Origin of the sequence: Micromonospora sp. NBC_01412 (assembly GCF_045040215.1) — a bacterium.
Taxonomy (GTDB): Bacteria; Actinomycetota; Actinomycetes; order Mycobacteriales; family Micromonosporaceae; genus Micromonospora; species Micromonospora rubida.
Genome location: NZ_CP109528.1, coordinates 4,948,137 through 4,966,974, shown reverse-complemented (window position 1 = coordinate 4,966,974; position 18,838 = coordinate 4,948,137). Strand labels below are relative to the sequence as shown.

Annotated in this window: 14 protein-coding genes; 7 read left to right on the top strand and 7 right to left on the bottom strand. The window is 73.2% G+C overall.

Annotated elements, in window-relative coordinates:
* Positions 1-107: 107 nt before the first annotated feature.
* Together OG617_RS22695 and OG617_RS22690 are read left to right on the top strand one after the other, a co-directional pair.
* Entirely contained in the window at positions 108-563 is a 456-nt protein-coding gene (locus OG617_RS22695) for a GNAT family N-acetyltransferase (protein ID WP_405095017.1), read from the top strand.
* A gap of 128 nt (positions 564-691) precedes the next feature.
* Complete coding sequence (locus OG617_RS22690; protein ID WP_405095016.1) at positions 692-1,792, top strand: lytic polysaccharide monooxygenase; 1,101 nt, start codon at positions 692-694, stop codon at positions 1,790-1,792.
* A gap of 1,096 nt (positions 1,793-2,888) precedes the next feature.
* On the opposite strand, the gene hemQ is transcribed toward OG617_RS22690, so the two are convergent.
* From hemQ to hemE, 3 genes are read right to left on the bottom strand one after another with little or no spacing between them, the layout of a single operon-like run.
* Positions 2,889-3,590 (bottom strand): hydrogen peroxide-dependent heme synthase, encoded by a 702-nt coding sequence (hemQ, locus tag OG617_RS22685; protein ID WP_396680237.1) that lies wholly within the window; start codon positions 3,588-3,590, stop codon positions 2,889-2,891.
* Entirely contained in the window at positions 3,587-4,996 is a 1,410-nt protein-coding gene (gene hemG, locus OG617_RS22680) for a protoporphyrinogen oxidase (RefSeq protein ID WP_405095015.1), read from the bottom strand. Before hemG ends, hemQ begins: the two co-directional genes overlap by 4 nt.
* A 10-nt stretch (positions 4,997-5,006) precedes the next feature.
* Positions 5,007-6,098: a uroporphyrinogen decarboxylase gene (gene hemE, locus OG617_RS22675; protein ID WP_405095014.1), complete on the bottom strand. Its 1,092-nt coding sequence runs from the start codon at positions 6,096-6,098 to the stop codon at positions 5,007-5,009.
* 134 nt (positions 6,099-6,232) lie between these two features.
* On the opposite strand from hemE, the gene OG617_RS22670 reads away from it, so the two are divergent.
* Entirely contained in the window at positions 6,233-6,805 is a 573-nt protein-coding gene (locus OG617_RS22670) for a DUF3000 domain-containing protein (RefSeq protein WP_405095013.1), read from the top strand.
* Positions 6,806-6,918: 113 nt separating this feature from the next.
* Here OG617_RS22670 and OG617_RS22665 read toward each other — a convergent pair whose 3' ends face one another.
* Complete coding sequence (locus tag OG617_RS22665; protein ID WP_405095012.1) at positions 6,919-7,923, bottom strand: hypothetical protein; 1,005 nt, start codon at positions 7,921-7,923, stop codon at positions 6,919-6,921.
* Between the two features lie 79 nt (positions 7,924-8,002).
* Positions 8,003-8,845, bottom strand: a complete 843-nt coding sequence (locus tag OG617_RS22660; RefSeq protein ID WP_405095011.1) for a S1C family serine protease — start codon at positions 8,843-8,845, stop codon at positions 8,003-8,005.
* Between the two features lie 698 nt (positions 8,846-9,543).
* On the opposite strand from OG617_RS22660, the gene OG617_RS22655 reads away from it, so the two are divergent.
* From OG617_RS22655 to OG617_RS22640, 4 genes are all read left to right on the top strand, one after another.
* Complete coding sequence (locus OG617_RS22655; RefSeq protein WP_405095010.1) at positions 9,544-10,866, top strand: ribonuclease D; 1,323 nt, start codon at positions 9,544-9,546, stop codon at positions 10,864-10,866.
* A gap of 280 nt (positions 10,867-11,146) precedes the next feature.
* Entirely contained in the window at positions 11,147-12,367 is a 1,221-nt protein-coding gene (locus OG617_RS22650) for a thiolase family protein (protein ID WP_405095009.1), read from the top strand.
* Positions 12,364-14,433 carry a 3-hydroxyacyl-CoA dehydrogenase NAD-binding domain-containing protein gene (locus OG617_RS22645; protein WP_405095008.1) on the top strand — a complete coding sequence of 690 codons (2,070 nt, stop codon included), beginning with the start codon at positions 12,364-12,366 and terminating at the stop codon, positions 14,431-14,433. Before OG617_RS22650 ends, OG617_RS22645 begins: the two co-directional genes overlap by 4 nt.
* Before the next feature lie 154 nt (positions 14,434-14,587).
* The gene (locus OG617_RS22640) at positions 14,588-15,313 is read left to right on the top strand and encodes a hypothetical protein (protein ID WP_405095007.1); all 726 of its coding nucleotides are present in this window, start codon (positions 14,588-14,590) and stop codon (positions 15,311-15,313) included.
* A gap of 172 nt (positions 15,314-15,485) precedes the next feature.
* Here OG617_RS22640 and OG617_RS22635 read toward each other — a convergent pair whose 3' ends face one another.
* Together OG617_RS22635 and OG617_RS22630 are read right to left on the bottom strand one after the other, a co-directional pair.
* A complete protein-coding gene (locus OG617_RS22635; RefSeq protein WP_405095006.1) occupies positions 15,486-15,869 on the bottom strand; it encodes a VOC family protein in 384 nt (127 codons plus the stop codon).
* A gap of 245 nt (positions 15,870-16,114) precedes the next feature.
* Positions 16,115-18,655 (bottom strand): malectin domain-containing carbohydrate-binding protein, encoded by a 2,541-nt coding sequence (locus OG617_RS22630; RefSeq protein WP_405095005.1) that lies wholly within the window; start codon positions 18,653-18,655, stop codon positions 16,115-16,117.
* Positions 18,656-18,838 lie beyond the last annotated feature (183 nt).

Here is an 18,838-nt window from a genome sequence, read left to right as displayed (position 1 = left end):
CGCCGCCGAGCGGGGACGGTAGGCGTCCGCGCCCGCCGACACCGAGGACGCCGGCCGCTCGGAAGGGCCACCGCGTCCCGGCTGGCGCGGGCGCCTACCATCGCCGGATGTCGCCACAGACCGTCGAGGCCCGACTCGCCTCCTTTGCCGAGCTGGACGTTCGCACCTTCCACGACCTGCTCCGACTCCGCATCGACGTGTTCGTGGTGGAGCAGGCGTGTCCGTACCCGGAACTGGACGGCCGGGACGTCGAACCGGGCACCCGGCATCTCTGGCTGACCCGCGACGGCACCGTCCTGGCGTACCTGCGAATTCTGGCCGACCCCGGCGGCGTGGCGCGGATCGGCCGGGTGGTGGTGGCGCCGGACGCCCGGCGCGGCGGGTACGCCGGCTGGCTGATGGCCGAGGCCCTGGCCGTGGTGGGCGACCGGCCGTGCGTGCTGGAGGCGCAGTCCCACCTGGCCGGCTTCTACGCCCGGCACGGCTTCGCCGTCAGCGGGCCCGAGTACGTCGAGGACGGCATCCCGCACACCCCGATGCGCCGGGAAAGCGCTGTCCATTGACATAGGCGAATGGGTGTGGAAATCTGCGCAGGCAGGAGCCGCCGCGGGATCAGCACGAGCCGGCACGGGAGGGGCAACTCCCGCCGTCCGGGCGTCGTCGCAGTCCGACCTCTCACCCGGAGGCTCCCATGTCCACCCTCATCCGCAGGCGTTCCACGCCGCGCCTGGCAGCCTGGCTGCTCGCCGTCGGCGCGGTCGTCGCGCTGCTGCTCACCACCGCCCTGGCGAACTCCGTCTCCGCCCACGGCTCGGTCGTCGACCCCGCGTCCCGCAACTACGGCTGCTGGCAGCGCTGGGGCAGCGACTTCCAGAACCCGAACATGGCCACCCTGGACCCGATGTGCTGGCAGGCCTGGCAGGCCGACCCGAACGCCATGTGGAACTGGAACGGCCTGTTCCGCGAGGGCGTCGCCGGCAACCACCAGGCCGCCATCCCGGACGGCCAGCTGTGCAGCGCCGGCCACACTTCCAGCGGCCGGTACAACGCGCTCGACACCGTCGGCGCGTGGAAGACCTCGCCGGTGACGAACAGTTTCCGCATCAAATTCTACGACCAGGCCAGCCACGGCGCCGACTACATCCGGGTGTACGTGACGAAGCAGGGCTTCAACGCGCTCACCAAGCCGCTCGCCTGGAGCGACCTGGAACTGGCCGGCCAGATCGGCAACACCCCGGCGTCACAGTGGACGCCGGAGGCGCAGGGCGTGTCGATCCAGGTGCCGGCGAACGCGCCGGGCCGCACCGGCCGGCACATCGTCTACACCATCTGGCAGGCCAGCCACCTGGACCAGTCGTACTACCTGTGCAGCGACGTGGACTTCGGCGGTGGTGGCCCGACCACGCCGCCGACCACCACCCCGCCCACCACGCCCCCGCCGACCACCACCCCGCCGACGACGACCCCGCCCACCACGCCCCCGGCGACGGGTGGCTGCGCGGCGACCTACCGGGTCACCAATTCCTGGACCGGCGGGTTCCAGGGCGAGGTCGAGGTGACCGCCGGCGCGTCGGCGATCAAGAGCTGGACGGTGACCTGGACGTACGCCAACGGCCAGCAGGTCAGCTCGTCGTGGAACGCCACCGTGACCAGCAGCGGATCCACGGTGACCGCCCGCAACGTCGCGTACAACGGGACGCTGGCCGCCGGGGCGAAGACCGCCTTCGGCTTCCTCGGCTCCTCGACCGGCACCAACACCGCGCCGACGCCGACCTGCACGGCGACCGTCTGACCCCCATCGGAACCGGTCAAGGTGAACTCGCGCAGCTCTTCTGAGCGCTGCGCATACCCGCCGACCTCATGAGCTTGCCCGTACCGCTCGGCAAGCTGCGTGGCGGCCGAGCACGGAGACGCGCACGGCACTGATCATCCATGCGCGTGGGTTGGCGGGCGCGGCGACGAGGCCGCCCCACCCTTCTCGGGTGGGGCGGCCTCGTTGCAGGTGCAGTCAGGCCCGGTCTCGTCTATGAAACAAACGTGTCCTCGCAACCGGCCTGCCACCGCTTGCGCCAGCCGACGGCTTCCGTGTTTCCAGAAGCTGCCGCAGTACCATCCAATGCGGCCAACCACGTGTCTCCGCGATGACAGGCGAAAGCACAGGCCAAGGTCAGATTTGCAATTAAGCCGACTAAAGATCCTTCAAGCTGATCCCAAATCCTGACACCCCATCACACGGAAGCGCAAAATAGGAATCACTGACAATCCTCCAGATCGAACCAACCAGGCTCCAGTCTGCAAAATGCCCAGTCAAGGTAATTGTTACGACGGCGTCAGACTGCCCAACTCGCCCAGAGCTGTCCTCCGGGATAACCTCCGCAACCATCTCCCGCATCAACTCGGAGTCGGTGCGAACTTCGACCAGCATCGACCCGTCCTGGTCCCCGGGCGTAGCAACCCAACCGGCGATCCAGGAGTCACCACGGCTCTCATCTACGATTCGAGCGCCGGGTACTCGGGACCGAACCCCTTGGAAGATCGAGGACGCCAACTCCTCGACACCGACACCGCCAGTCTGAACGAATAGATTAATTCCGTAAGTCACAAATGAGCACCCCGCACTGTCACTCGTCGCTTCACCTTCAACGACGCCTGACGCCGCCACCGCCAAGCAGCTCACGGTCGACGCCGAGCCCCGCCCCGGGCAAGATCGCGCCTAAAACACGGAATTAGTGGCCTCCCTCGGCCGGGAGGCCACTAATTCCGTGTTTTTGCGCCGACCGCGACGGGGCGCGACGGGGGCGGGGCGGCACGGCGGGGGCGGCGTCAGGCGGCGGGATGGGGGCCGTCCGCTCAGAGCAGGCAGCGGGCAGCGGGCCAAGGTTCTTCGCTCAGACCAGGCAGGAGACGATGTCGGCGATCGGACGGCGGCGGCCGGTGTAGAAGGGGATCTCCTCCCGGACGTGCCGGCGGGCCCGGGATGCCCGCAGGTCGCGCATCAGGTCGACGATCCGGTGCAGTTCGTCGGCCTCGAAGGCGAGCATCCACTCGTAGTCGCCGAGGGCGAACGAGGCGACCGTGTTGGCCCGCACGTCCGGGTAGCCCCGGGCCATCTTGCCGTGCTCGGCCAGCAACTCGCGCCGCTCGGCGTCCGGCAGCAGGTACCACTCGTACGAGCGGACGAACGGGTAGACGCACGTGTACGCCCGGGCCTCCTCGCCGGCCAGGAACGCCGGGATGTGGCTCTTGTTGAACTCCGCCGGCCGGTGCAGCGCCATCTGCGACCAGACCGGGGTCATCGCCCGACCCAGCGTCGTGCGGCGGAACCGCAGGTACGCGTCCTGGAGCGCGTCGCTGGACGACGAGTGCCACCAGATCATCAGGTCGGCGTCGGCGCGCAGCCCGGCCACGTCGTACGTGCCGCGGACCGTCACGTCCTTGCCGGCCAGCTCCTCGAAGAGGGCCTCGACCTCGCCGGTGACGTTCTCGCGCAGCGACGGCAGCGGGCTGGTGGCCCGGTACACCGACCACATCGTGTAGCGGATGCTGTCGTTGAGCTCCCGCAGCCGGGTCGCGTTGCTCTGCTCGGTCATGCTGCCGATCCTCCCAGTGCTGTGATGATCTCTTCGGCCGCCGTCGCGCCGGAGCGGACGCAGACCGGGATGCCGACGCCGTCGTAGCCGGCGCCGGCCAGGGCCAGCGTCGGGTGCGCGCCGCGCAGCGCCGCCCGGGCGGCGGCCACCCGGTCGAGGTGCCCCGGGGTGTACTGCGGCAGCGCCCCGCCCCACCGCTGCACGTGGCTGGCCACCGGCGCTGGCAGCGGCGCGGCCAGCACCTTCGACAGCTCCCGGTGCACCGCCGCCACCAGGTCGGCGTCGGTGACCTGGAGGGACGCCTCCTCGCCGTACCGGCCGACCGAGGCGCGCACCAGGGCCAGCCCGTCCGGCCGGGCCAGGTGCCCCCACTTGGTGGTGAAGAACGTCGACGCCTTGATCAGCAGCCCTTCGGTGGCCGGCACCAGGAACCCGGACAGCGCCGGCAGCTCCGGCTCGGGCAGGGCCAGGGTGACCAGCGCGACGCTGGCGTAGTCCAGCGCGCCGACGGTCGCGGCGGCCTCCGGCGCGATCCCGGCCAGCAGCCGGGCTGCGGGGCGGGCCGGCACGGCCAGCACCACGGCGTCCACCTCCACCGACTCCGGGTCGCGGGTCGGGCCGACGGTCAGCCGCCAGCCGGTCGCCGTCGGGGTCAGCTCGCGTACCGCCGCGTCCCGGCGGATCGTCGCCCCGCTGGCCGTGGCGGCGGCCTCGACCAGCCGGCTCAGCCCGCCGGCCAGGGTGCCGAAGACCGGGGCGCCGGGGGCGCGCGGCGCGGCGGCCTGCGCGGCCCGGACCGCGCCGACCAGGGTGTGCTCGGTGCGGGCCGCGCGGGCCAGCGCCGGCATCGTGGTGACCAGGGACAGGTCGTCGGCCCGGCCGGCGTAGACGCCGCCGAGCATCGGGTCCACCAGCCGGTCCACCACCTGGTCGCCGAGCCGGGAGCGGACCAGCGCCCCGACGGAGACGTCCGCGCCGGGGGCCAGCAGCGGCCGGCCGGCGTCGCGGTCGGCGTCCGCGGCCGGCTGCGCGACCGTCGTCACCTTCGCCAGATCCCCGGGTACGCCCACCAGCGTCCCGCCCGGGATCGGGCGCAGCCCGCCGTCGACCGCGAGGGCGGCCTGCCCGACGGTGGGGTGCACGATCTCGTCGGCCAGCCCGAGCCGGCGGGCCAGGGCTACGGCGGCGGACTCCCCGCCGGCCGGGTCGCGCATCAGGAACGACTCGGCGCCGAACTCCACCGGCTGCCCGGCCAGCTCGCCGGTGCGCAGCTTGCCGCCGAGGGCACCGGACTGTTCGTACACGGTGATCTCGGTGCCGGCGGGCGCGCGGTCCCGCAGCCGGACGGCGGCGGCCAGCCCGGTGATCCCGCCCCCGACGATCGCCACCCGCCACGGTTGCCGCACGGTCACTCCCTCACTCCGCCGGACGCGCGGACACCTCGTGCACCAGCGCGACCACCCTGGTCAACACGTCCGGATCGGTCTCCGGCAGCACGCCGTGACCGAGGTTGAACACGTGGCCGGGGGTGGCCCGGCCCTCGGCGAGGATCCGCCGCACCTCGGCCTCCACCACCGGCCACGGCGCGAGCAGCACCGCCGGGTCCAGGTTGCCCTGCACGGCCCGGTCGGCGCCGATCCGGCGGGTCGCCACGTCCAGCGGGGTACGCCAGTCCACCCCGACCACGTCGGCCCCGGCCTCGCCCATCGCGCCGAGCAGCTCGGCGGTGCCCACCCCGAAGTGGATCCGGGGCACCCCGGCGTCGGCCACCCCGGCCAGCACCTTCGTCGAGTGCGGCAGGACGTACCGCCGGTAGTCGGCCTCGGACAGCGCGCCGGCCCACGAGTCGAACAGCTGCACCGCGGACACCCCGGCGTCGACCTGAATCCGCAGGAACGCGCATGCCACGTCGGCCAGCCGGTCGCAGAGCGCGTGCCACAGCTCCGGCTCGCCGTACATCAGGGCCTTGGTCTTCGCGTGGGTCCGCGACGGGCCGCCCTCGACCAGGTAGCTGGCCAGGGTGAACGGGGCGCCGGCGAAGCCGATCAGCGGGGTGTCGCCCAGCTCCGCGACGAGCAGCCGGACCGCGGAGTCCACGTAGGAGACGTCGTCGCGGGTGATCGGCCGGATCCGCTCGACGTCGGCGGCGGTGCGCACCGGCTCGGCCACCACCGGCCCGGTGCCCGGGACGATGTCCAGGTCCACCCCGGCGGCGGCGACCGGGACCACGATGTCGCTGAACAGGATCGCCGCGTCGACCCGGTGTCGGCGCACCGGCTGGAGGGTGATCTCGGCGACCAGCTCGGGGCGACGGCAGGACTCCAGCATCCCCACGTTCTTGCGGATCTCGCGGTACTCCGGCAGCGACCGGCCGGCCTGGCGCATGAACCAGACCGGGGTGCGCGGGCCGTCCTCGCGCCGGCACGCCCGGACGAACGGGGAGTCGGCCGGCCCGCCGCGGCGGGGTTCTCCGTCTCGGGCGGCAGTGCCCGTGGTGTCGGTGCTCATCGCGGCAATCGTGCCACGCCCCCGACGCCCGTCTCCCACCCCCGCCACCTTTTGTGACCCACCCCCGCCCGACGGGGCGGGCTGTCGGCGTGCCGTTTCCGGCAGCCGGGCGGCAGGCGGCATAGGCTGCCCTCATGGCCCCCCCGATCGCGCTCCCGGAGACCTTCGCCCGCGCGGTCGCCGGGCTGCGGTCGGCCGCGCCCCGGTCGGAGATCGTCCTGGAGGAGGTCGGCGCGCCGCAGCGGCTCGCGCCGTACGCGTTCGCGCTCTCCGCGACGGTGTTGCGCGACGACGACGAGGTCGCCACCGGGCGGTTGATCCTGCTGCACGACCCGGCTGGGCACGAGGCCTGGCAGGGCACCCTGCGGCTGGTCACCTACGTCACGGCGGAGCTGGAGTCCGACCTGGCCACCGACCCGTTGCTGCCCGGGGTGGGCTGGACCTGGCTGACTGACGCGCTGGACGCGCAGGACGCCCCGCACCGGGCGATCGGGGGCACGATCACCCAGACGATGTCGACCCGGTTCGGTGGCCTGGCCGGGTCGCCGACCGTCGCCGACATCGAGATCCGGGCCTCCTGGACGCCGCTCGGCGAGGACCTGACCCCGCACCTGCTGGCCTGGTGCGCGCTGCTCGCCTCGACGGCGGGCCTGCCGCCGCCCGGGGTGACCGCCCTCCCGGAGCGCCGCCCGGCCGGCGCCGCCTGACCCGCCGATTCGGCACGGCGGGCCCGTCCCGCGGCAGGGACGGCAACGGAGACGACGCAGGCCGCGTCCACCGGACCGGAATCCGGTGGACGCGGCCCGGACGGGCGCATCCGTCAGAGGTAGTCCTCGGCCTCGTCGCAGACCTTGTTCATCCCCTGGGTGGCCTTGTCGTACGCGGCCTTGTTGTTCGCCGCCGCCGCGGTCAGCGCACTGGTGAGCTTGTCCAGGCAGGTGGCGATGACCTTCTTCTGCCGGGCCTGCTCGTCGCGGTCGTTGCGGGTGCCGGTGAGGTCCTGCTCGGTGTTCGAGAGCTTGTCCCGCACGCCCTGCAGGTCCTTCTTGAGCTTCTCGATCTCGGTCTTGTTCGCCGTGATCGCCCCGTCGCGCTCGCTGACCTGGGCGGTCAGCCGCTTCTCCGTGCGGTCCAGCTCGTTGCCTTTGGTCACGTAGAGGCCGGTCATCACGCCGCCGAGGACGAAGAGCAACCCGGCCACCAGGGCCAGCACCAGCACGCTGCGCCGGCCCTTGCCGGCGGCGGGCGCCGCCGGGCCGTACGGCGGCACGCCGGGCGGGCCGGACATCGGGTGGCCGAAGCCCGGACCGGAGGCCGGGGGCACCGACATCGGCTGGGCGTACCCCGGGGCGGAGACCGGCGGGGTGGAGACCGGCTGCCCGAACGGCGGGGCCGACTGGGGCGGCTGCTGACCGTACGCCGGGGCGGGCGGGCCCGACTGCAGCGGCTGCTGGCCGTACGCCGGCGCAGGCGGAGCCGACTGCGGCGGCTGCTGGCCGTAGGTCGGGGCGGGCGGAGCCGACTGCGGCGGCTGCTGACCATAGGCCGACGCGGGCGGGGCCGACTGCGGCTGCTGGCCGTAGGTTGGGGCGGGCGGGGCGGACTGGGGGGCGCCGTACTGGCCCGGCTGCGGGGCGCCGTACTGGCCGAACTGCTGCGTCGGCTCCGCCGGGGGCTGCGGGCTGCCGTACTGGCCGGGGGCGAACTGCCGGGTCGGCTCGACCGGCTGACCGGTCGGGCCGTACTGCTGGGGCACGGGCTGGCCGGGGTCGGCCGGCGGCGGGTAGGGCGGCTGGCCCCCGGACCCGCTCGGTGGCTGGGACATGTTTCTCATCCTCCAGATGACTGGCCCGCGGTCGGACGACGGCGACGGACCGGGCTGGTACGAGGCAGCAACGGCCGGTTCAGCAGATCCGGAAGCCGTCGCAGGCGACCTTGATGGGTACGGCGAGGCCGATGCCCTCGGCATCGCGGGCCTTGGCGGTGGCGATCCCGACGACCTGCTTCTGGCCGTTGATCACGGGACCACCCGAGTTTCCGGGGTTGATCGGTGCGTCGAACTGGATGACGGGCCCCGAGCCCTGCTCGGCCTCGCGGAAGGCGCTGACCACGCCGGTGGTGACGCTGTCCTGGAGGCCGAGCGGCGCGCCGACCACGACGATCTGCTGGCCGGACTTGACCGCGGCGGACGCCGTCACCAGGCCGGTGAACTTGCTGTTGGTGCGCAGCTGTGCGACGTCGTTCGCCTCGTCGACCTTGACGATGGTGGCCGGGTACCGCTGGTCGGTGCGTTCCAGGAAGACCTCCCTACCGCCGCCCTGCCAGACCGACTCCACCACGTGGAAGTTGGTGAACAGGTTCGTCCCGCCGCCGGTGGCCGGCTTGCCGACCGCGAAGGCGGTGCCGGTGAACTGCCCGGCCCGGACCCGGAACACGCTGGGCAGCACGGCGCTGGCCACCGCCTCGGGGTTGAACTGGGCCCCCGCCTGCTTCTCCAGGACCTGGGCCCGCTGGTCGAGGTCGTCGAGCCGGGTGCCGTCGCCCTGCTGCGCGGCGGCCAGCCGTTGGTCGGTCGCGGCGAGCCGGCCGGAGAGCTGGTGGATCTGGTACGCCTGCACGCCCGCCACCAGGGCCAGCACCACGGCCAACCCGAGCGCGACCATGGTGAGCGCGCGGCCCCGGGCGCGTGGGGTCGGGGCGGCGGCCGGGGCCGGCGCGGCGGGCCAGGCCGGCCCGGGAGACGACATGCCCTGCGGCGGGTACGCCGCGCCGGGGGCCGGGGGCTGCCCGGCCGGACCGCCGGACGGGGCCGGCTGCTGCCCGTGCGCCGGCGGGTACTGCCCGGCGGCCGGCGCCGGCCCGGCCCACTGGCCGGCGTTCGGCGGCGGAGCCCAGGCGGCCTGACCGGGAACAGGGGCCTGGCCGGGGAAGGGGGCCTGACCAGGGACGGGGGCCTGGCCGGGAACAGGGGCCTGACCAGAGACAGGCGCCTGACCAGGGACGGGGGCCTGACCAGGGACGGGGGCCTGACCGGGAACGGGGGCCTGACCCGGGATTGCGGGCGGCGGGTACGGGGCGACGGCGCCCCGGGGCGGGACGATCCGTGGCGGCAGCGGGCCGGGCCGGGCCTGGCCTGGCCACGCCTCGGTGGTGCGGGCCGGGTCTTGCCAGCCGTCCCCGGAACCCTCGTCGGGTCCCTGCCCCGTGCCTGTCGGGCCGTACCCAGCCGTCGTCATCGCCACGTCCTCCCCGTAGACGCCCCCGATGCCCCCGCCGACGCGGGTTCGTCACCGGTCGGCGGCCCGAAGGACCGTACCTGCGCTGTCGCGCTTTGTCTCCCCCGGTGTCCGACCCTGCCATGGCGGGTCAAGTCGCCGGCGCCGTCGCCGACACACGCCGTACCCGGCTGCGCGCGCCGGATCCTCCGGCGCACTAGGGTTGTCAGGTGACCGACGAACCACCCCTGCGCCGTCGGGCCGCCGAAAGCCGTATCGGAGACGCGCCGCACCACCCGCCGTCGGCCGCGCCGGAGCCGGTGGACGCGGTGCCCGAACCGACCGGCAGCGAGCCCGTGCCGCTGACCGCCCCCCGCGACGGCACCCCCCTGCCTGCGGCCACCGAGGCCGAGCTCGCCGAGGTGGTGGCCCGGTTCGCGGCCGGCACCGGCCCGGTGGCCCTCGACGCCGAGCGCGCCTCGGGGTACCGCTACAGCCAGCGCGCCTATCTCGTCCAGCTACGGCGGGCCGGTGCGGGCACAGCGCTGATCGACCCACTGCCGCTGCCCGACCTGAGCACCCTGGACGCGGCGATCGCCGACGTCGAGTGGGTGCTGCACGCCGCCAGCCAGGACCTGCCCTGCCTGGCCGAGGTGGGGCTGCGCCCACGGCGGCTGTTCGACACGGAACTGGCCGCTCGGCTGGCCGGATTCGAGCGGGTCGGCCTGGCCGCGCTGACCGAGCAGCTACTCGGGTTCACCCTGGAGAAGCACCACTCGGCCGCGGACTGGTCGAGCCGGCCGCTGCCGGAGTCGTGGCTCACCTACGCCGCCCTTGACGTGGAGATGCTGACCGACCTGCGCGACGCCCTCGACGCGGAGCTGGCCCGGCAGGGCAAGTCGGCGTGGGCGGCGGAGGAGTTCGCCGCCCTGGTGCGCAACGGCGCCCGCCCGCCCCGGGTCCGCGCGGAGCCGTGGCGGCGCACCTCGGGCATCCACCGGGTGCGTGGCGCCCGTGCCCAGGCCCGCGTCCGTTCCCTCTGGTACGCCCGGGACCAGATCGCCGCCCGCCGGGACGCCGCGCCTGGCCGGGTGCTGCCGGACTCGGCGATCGTGGCCGCCGCGGAGCTGGACCCGGGGGACGAGAAGACCCTGCTCACCCTGCCAGGGTTCGGTGGCCGGTCGGTGCGCCGACTGGCCCGCACCTGGCTGGCGGCCCTCGACGACGCCCGGCAGCTGCCGGAGGACGCGCTGCCGGTCACCCCGGCGGTGGAGGGGCCTCCCCCGCCGCACCGTTGGGCGGAGCGGGATCCGGTGGCCGCCGGCCGGCTGGCCCGGTGCCGGGAGGTGGTGGTCCGCATCGCCGGCGCGCACGCCCTGCCACCGGAGAACCTGATCACCCCGGACTCGGTCCGCCGCCTCGCCTGGACCCCGCCGGACGAGGTCACCGAGGACACGGTGGCCGAGACGCTGCGCGGCTTCGGCGCCCGCGAGTGGCAGATCACCCTCCTGACCAACGACCTGACCCCGGCCCTAACCTCCCCAACCCCCTGACCCCCCAACCCCACCCCGCTGCCCCCACCCTTTCCCCGTTGATCAAGAAGTTTGCGTCAGGGGTAGCCACTCCACAGACACAAACTTCTTGATCAACGCGGCGGGGGCCGGTGGGGGTGGGGCAGGGGCGGGTGTGGGGTGGGACACAGTGGGGTGGGTGCCGGGGGTGGTTACTGGCGAGTAGCATCCGAGAGGCCACGCCCGTGCCGGCGACCTTCATCCGGTCTGAAGTGCCGCCTGTCGGCGCGGAGGCCGAATTTTGGTCGATAAGGAGGCTCCAGTGCCCCGTGAAGTCCGGGATGTCGTCTTCGTCGACGGCGTCCGCACCCCGTTCGGCAAGGCGGGTGGCATGTACGCCAACACCCGCGCCGACGACCTCGTGATCCGCTGCATCCGCGAGCTGCTGCGCCGCAACCCGCAGCTTCCGCCGGAGCGGGTCGAGGAGGTCGCCATCGCCGCCACCACCCAGATCGGCGACCAGGGCCTGACCATCGGCCGCACCGCGGCCCTGCTGGCCGGCCTGCCCAAGACCGTCCCCGGCTTCGCCATCGACCGGATGTGCGCCGGGGCAATGACCGCCGTCACCACCGTGGCCGGCGGCATCGCCATGGGCGCGTACGACATCGCGATCGCCGGCGGCGTCGAGCACATGGGCCGGCACCCGATGGGCGAGGGCGTCGACCCCAACCCGCGGATCGTCGCGGAGAAGCTGGTCGACCCGTCCGCGCTGGTCATGGGTGCCACCGCGGAGAACCTGCACGACCGGGTCCCGCAGGTCACCAAGGACCGCGCCGACGCGTTCGCGCTCGCCTCGCAGCAGAAGACGGCGAAGGCGTACGCCAACGACAAGCTCCAGGGCGACCTGGTGCCGATGGCGATCCGCGACGCCGACGGCGGCTGGGGGCTGGCCACCGTCGACGAGGCTCCCCGGGACACCTCGCTGGAGAAGCTCGCCACCCTCAAGACCCCGTTCCGCCCGCACGGCAAGGTCACCGCGGGCAACGCCGCCGGCCTCAACGACGGCGCCACCGCGAGCCTGATCGCCGCCGAGGACACCGCCCGCGAGCTTGGCCTGCCGATCGCCATGCGGCTGGTGTCGTACGGCTTCGTCGGCGTCGAGCCCGAGGTGATGGGCGTCGGCCCGATCCCGTCGACCGAGAAGGCGCTGCGCATCGCCGGCCTGAGCATCGACGACATCGGCCTGTTCGAGCTGAACGAGGCGTTCGCCGTGCAGGTGCTCGCCTTCCTCGACCACTTCGGCATCGCCGACGACGACTCCCGGGTCAACCCGTGGGGCGGCGCGATCGCCGTCGGCCACCCGCTCGCCTCCTCGGGCGTGCGGCTGATGACCCAGCTCGCCCGGCAGTTCGCCGAGCATCCCGAGGTCCGCTACGGCCTCACCGCCATGTGCATCGGCATCGGCATGGGTGGCACGGTCATCTGGGAGAACCCGAACTGGACCGGTTCCGCCGCCGAGGCTGGACAGGAGGGCAACAAGTGAGCGCGCTCGCCGCACCGAACGAGGTGGTCACCAGGGCGCTGCTGCGTCAGGTGAACGTGCCGGGGCTGGACCGGCCGGCCGCCCTGATCACCCTGGACAACGGCTTCGACCACACCAAGCCGAACAGCTTCGGCCCGGGCGGGCTGACCAGCCTGGACGAGGCGATCACCGCCGCCCTCGCCGCCGACCCGGCGTTCGTCGCGGTCACCGGGAAGCCGTACATCTTCTGCGTCGGGGCGGACCTCACCAGCCTGCCGCAGCTCGCCGACCGGAAGCAGGCCCTGGAGATCGGCCGGCTCGGCCACCGGGTCTTCGCCCGGCTCAAGGACAGCCAGGTCCCGACGTTCGCCTTCGTCAACGGCGCGGCGATGGGCGGTGGCCTGGAGCTGGCCCTGCACTGCCACTACCGGACCCTGTCCGGCGGGGCCTCCGCGCTCGCGCTGCCCGAGGTCTCCCTCGGGCTGGTCCCCGGCTGGGGCGGCACCCAGCTCCTGCCGAACCTGATCGGCATCCCGGCCGCGACCCAGGTGATCCTGCAGAACCCGCTGATGCAGAACAAGATGCTCAGGCCGAAGCAGGCCGCCGAGCTGGGCATCGCCGACGTGCTGCTGGAGCCGGCGGACTTCCTGGAGCGGTCCCTGGAGTGGGCCGCCGGCGTGGTCCGCGGCGAGGTCACCGTGACCCGGCCCGAGGTCGACAAGGACATGTGGGCCGGCGTGCTGTACTTCGCCCGGCAGACGCTGGACCAGCGGCTGCACGGCGCGGTCCCGGCCGCGTACCGGGCGCTGGACCTGCTGGAGACAGCGAAGGACGCGGACTTCGCGACCGGCACCGCCGCCGAGGACGAGGCGCTGGCGGACCTGATCTTCTCGGAGGAGCTGCGCAGCGGGCTGTACGCGTTCGACCTGGTACAGCGGCGGGCCAAGCGGCCGGCCGGCGCGCCGGACAAGGGCCTGGCCCGCCCGGTCACCAAGGTCGGCATCGTCGGCGCCGGCCTGATGGCCAGCCAGCTCGCGCTGCTGTTCGCCCGCCGCCTCCAGGTGCCGGTCGTCATGACCGACCTGGACCAGGGCCGGGTCGACAAGGGCGTCGCCTACGTGCACACCCAGATCGAGAAGGCCGTCAGCAAGGGCCGGATGGACAAGGGCACGGCCGCCAAGCTGTACGGCCTGGTCAGCGGATCGGTCGACAAGGCCGCGTTCGCCGACGCCGACTTCGTCATCGAGGCCGTGTTCGAGGACCTGAACGTCAAGAAGCAGGTCTGGGCCGAGCTGGAGAAGATCGTCTCCCCGGAGGCGGTGCTCGCCACCAACACCTCCAGCCTGTCGATCAGCGCGATGGCCGCGGAGCTGGAGCACCCGGAGCGGGTGGTCGGCTTCCACTTCTTCAACCCGGTCGCCGTGCTGCCGCTGCTGGAGATCGTCCGGGGCGAACGTACCGACGACGCCACCCTGGCCACCGCGTTCGCGGTCGGCAAGCAGCTGAAGAAGTCGTCGGTGCTGGTCTCCGACGCCCCGGCGTTCGTGGTGAACCGGCTGCTCACCCGCTTCCTCGGCACCGTCTTCGCCGCCGTGGACGCGGGCACCCCGCTGGACGTGGCGAACGCCGCGCTGGACCCGCTGGGCCTGCCGATGCGCCCGCTCGCCCTGCTCCAGCTCGTCGGCCCGGCCGTGGCGCACCACGTGGGCGGCACGCTGCACGCGGCGTTCCCGGACCGGTTCGTCGTCAGCGAGAACCTGAAGCGGATCGCCGAGGCGGGCCAGCCGATCGTGGTCGACGACCAGATCAACGACGAGGTGGCCAGGCTGCTGGTGGTCGGCGACGCGCCGCTGACCGCCGAGCAACTGCGGCAGAACGCGCTCGACGCGCTGGCGCAGGAGATCCGGCTCATGCTCGACGAGGGCGTCGTCGCCGAGGCGCAGGACATCGACCTGTGCATGATCCTCGGCGCCGGCTGGCCGTTCCACCTGGGCGGCGTCACGCCGTACCTGGACCGGACCGGCACCAGCGAGCGGGTCACCGGCCGGCGGTTCCTGCCGCGCGGCGCGGCGAGCCTGCCCGCCTGACCCACCCCGCTCCCCCGCGACCGCGGTGGCACGGGCGTCCCCCGGGGCGCTCCGGCCACCGCGGTCGTCGTTTCAGCCGGCGGGCAGGGCAGCGGCTGTCGGACCGGCTGGCTACGATCACCGCTCCTGATCGACTATCTGGAGCTGACTGAACATGTCCCAGCCGGGCAACCCTTACCCGAACCAGCCGCAGCAGCCGTACGGCGAGCAGCCCGCCCCGCAGCAGGGCGGCCACGCGCCGTACGGCCAGCCATACGGCCAGCCGTACGGCGCGCCGGAGGCCGCGCCGCTGCCGCCGGCGCCGAAGAAGTCCAAGACCGGCAAGATCGTGCTGATCGTCCTGGCCGTGGTACTGGTGCTCTGCTGCGGCGGCGGGGCGATCACCTGGTTCGCCGTCAAGGACGACGTGAGCGACGCGGTCGAGGCCACCAACACCCGGGTGACCGCCCCGGCCACGCTCGCCGGCCGACCGAAGGCCACCCAGCCCGAGCTCCAAGCGGCGGTGCAGGGGATGATCGCCGAGATGAAGTCCACGGTGCAGAACGAGACCAGCACCGCCGGGGCGGTCTACGGCGACCCGGCCAAGAAGGACCTGGTGATGATCGCCGCAGCGTCCGGCCTGCTGACCGACCCGAAGAAGGAGCTGGACGACGCGTTCAGCGGCACCGAGCTGACCATGAGCAACGTCGCCGTGGTAGACGCGGGTCCGCTGGGCGGCGAGGCGCGCTGCGCCGACGGCAAGAGCGAGGGCGTCAAGCTGGGCATCTGCGCCTGGGCCGACAAGGGCAGCGTCGGCATGATCGTGATGTACTTCAAGACCGGCGCCCAGGCGAAGGCCGAGTTCGTCACCATGCGCGGCCAGATCGAGCAGCGCTCCTGAGCCACGCGTGACACGGGCCCCCTCCGCCGTCGCGGCGGAGGGGGCCCGTCCCGTCGGGCGGGTTACACCGTCGCGGCCCGCTCGCTCCGGGTTCCATACACCCACTCGTTCACGGAAAGAGTGGTCATTCCGGCGGGAATGGCCACTCTTTCCGTGAAATGCCGTCAGGCCGTCATGCCGTCGCGGCCCGCTCGGCGGCGCTGCGCAGCACGCAGAACTCGTTGCCCTCCGGGTCGGCGAGCACCACCCAGCCGGTGCCGTCCGGCCGCCGCCGGTCGTCGACCTGGGTGGCGCCGAGGGCGAGCAGCCGCTCGACCTCGGTATCCCGGTCCCGGTCGGCGGGCTCCAGGCACAGGTGGACCCGGTTCTTCACCGTCTTGTCCTCCGGCACCTGGAGGAACAGCACGGTCGATCCGTCCGGGGTGAGCACCATCGCCTCCGGGTCACCGGGGAAGTCGTCGGGCTGCCGCTCGGAGCCGAACACCTCCGCCCAGAAGCCGGCCAGCGTGTAGGTGTCGTGGCAGTCGAAGCTGATGTTCCTGATCCGTGCGCTCACGGTGTTCCTCCATGAAGGAGTGGAGCGCCCCGCGTGATCGGCAGAGGTCAGCGGCGGGTGAGGCGGGGCGCGGGACTGGTCGTGGACATCAACCGCACCTCCCTCCGGTCGTCGGGCTGACAGGGCTGATCTTGTCAGCCTCCGCCGGTCCGGGCAACGCCTTTTCGGCGTACCCGGGAACGGGCCCGGCCCGGCCCCGCGCGGACGCGGAACCGGGCCGGGACACCCCGTGGTGCGACGGGGGTCTACGGGCCGACGAAGACGGCCTTGGCGCGCCAGTCGACCCCGTCCACGGCGGGGCCGCTGACGGTGGTGAACACGCCGGTGGGCACGCCGCCGGCCCACGCGGTCGAGGCGAGCGCGCCGGTCGAGCGGCTGACCCGGTACAGGGTGCCGCCGGCCAGGAAGACCGATCCGGTGTCGGCGAATCCGGTCACCCCCGCGACGGTGAACTTGTCGGCGCCGACCGCGCCGCTGTCCGGGGTGAACCAGCGCCAGTACAGCCCGCCCTGGCCGGCGAGGGTGTAGTAGAGCCGGCCCGCGGTGTAGAACATGCCGGTGACGTTCGCGATCTCGGGGTAGAAGCTGCTGTTCACCCCGACGTAGGTCTGGCCGGCCGGCCCGGAGTCGGTCTCCACCGTGTCCCAGTACACGTCGTGGTACGGGTCGACGAGGCTGGTCGCGCCAAAGGTGGTCCCGTCGAAGGTACGCCGCTGGAGCGCGCCGTTCATCCCGTAGAACAGGGTGCCGCCCACCCAGAACGCGCCCTTGGCCGTGGACCACGTGGTGTTGTCCGGGTTGGCCACCGGCGTCGCCGCGCCGACCGTGACCGCCCCGTCGTACGAACGGGTCTGCACCTCGTCGCCCGTGCCGGTTGGCGGCGGACCGGTCTTGACGATCTCGATCGCGTTGACGAGCGGGTTCTCCACCACGTGCCCGAAGTCGATGTCGACGCTGCCGTCGCTGACGATCGTGAACGACCGCATGGTGCCGATGTCGTGCCCGGGCGTGGCCGACAGGTCGAGGTTGTCCAGGACGAGCGTGCCGTCGAGGGTCACGTCGAACACCCGCTGGCCGGGGGCCGAGGTGCCGGCGTACCGGTTGGCGAGGTAGAGACGGACCTCCACCTCGGTGCCGGCCGGCACCGGGAGGTCCCACTGCATCTCCGGGGCGGACGCGGAGTCGTACCGCTCGGTGTTGAACAGCCCGGCCGGAGTGCCGACCGGGACGGTGGCGTCCAGGCTGCCGACGGCGGCGAAGCCCGAGGTGCTGCTGCCGGCGTTGTGGTACGGGCTGGGGTTGCCGGAGTCGTCGGCGCTCCAGTCCGGCCCGCCGGTGGTGGACGCGACGGCGGGGCCGCCGGCGTTCACCCGGTGCAGCACGTTGGTGGGCACCGGAATCCCGGCCTGGTACACGCTGCCGGGCAGGCCGGCGGTGGTGGTCGGGTGCGGGGCGTTGCCGCCGGTCAGCGGGAAGAACGCGATCCGTTCCCGGCGGTAGGAGAAGTTGCCGATCCAGGACTGGTCGGACCCGAGCCAGATGCCCTCCGGGGTGACCAGCAGCTCGGCCACGCCGTAGCCGCGCGGGTGCCGGCCGGGGTTCCAGGACAGCGGCAGCCCGTTGCCCGGGTCGAGGGCGGCGATGCTGGCCCGGCCGATGGCCCCGGCCTGCGCGGAGTCGCCGCCGAAGCTGTTGTTCAGCCAGCGCAGGTGCCCGCCGACGTAGACGGCCTGCTCGCTGATCCCGACGGAGAGGAAGGTGTCGCCGCCGGAGTAGTCGGTCCAGGTGGGCTGCTGGGCGTCGCCGGTCGCGGCGGCCTCCCAGCGGGCGGCGCTGTCGCACAGCGATCCGCCGTGCGTCCCGCCGGTGGTGACCACCACGAAGTAGCTGCCGTCCGGGGAGAAGGCCACGTCCCGCATGTACGAGTCGAATGCCCCGTACGAGCAGCGCGGGGTGTAGCGGCTGGTGTTCCAGTCGGCGACGGTGGCGGCGGTGGCGCCGAGGTCCAGCCTCAGGATCTGGTCGTGCAGCACCCCGTCGGCCTTTTTGAAGTTGCCGATCACCACGAGCTGGGTGCCGTCCGGGGAGAGCGCGAGCTTCTCCGCGCCGACGCCGGCCTTGGCGCCGCTCACCCCGTCGTAGTTGTGGTTCTCGGTGAGGGTGGTGGTGAGGTAGCCGTCCAGCGCGCCGGTGGTGGCGTTGAGTGAGGCGAGCCCGCCGCGCGGGTTGGCGTTGCCGGCGGTGGTGAAGATGCCGCCGACGAGCAGCCGGTTGCCGGTCAGGGCGACGTCGTCGACGAGGCCGTTGAACGCCGGCCCGGCGAAGCTGGTGACCGTGGCCCCGGTGGAGACGTCGACGAGGGCCAGCTTGCGCCGGGTGACGCCGTTGACCGTGTTGAACTTGCCGGCCAGGTAGACGGTGCCGGCGGTCGGGCCGGCCGCCACGGCGCTCACCTCGTTGTCGACGGTCGGCGCGAACGCGGTGTCGACCGCTCCGGTGGCCTTGTCGAAGGCGAGCACGTAGTTGCGGGTAATGTCCACGTCGGAGTTGCGGTTGCGCACCTTGCTGAACGACCCCGCCGCGATGATCTTCGTACCGGCGTCGTGGATGGCGAACACCGTGCCGTCCTGGATGTTCGGCGACGCGGCCGACGGGACGGTGGAGACCACGGTGGGGTGGCCGGGCGCGGCGCTCGCCGGGCCGGCGACGGCGAGGCCGGCGGCGGTCAGTGCGGCGGCGGTGAGCGCCGCCAGGGTTCGGCGGGCCAGGGCCGAGGGGTGGGTCACGGGCAACTCCCGGAGCACGTCGGACGGGGGGCCGCGGGCGCCGGACGGCCTGAGGCGCGGCCGGTCCTGGGCGCACCGCGTGGGACATGGCGCCACCACACCTTGGCCTATCGTCCGGCGGCCGTCCAGCACGGACGACGCATTGTGCCCGACCGCACGGCGGCTCTGCCCGACCGCGTGGCC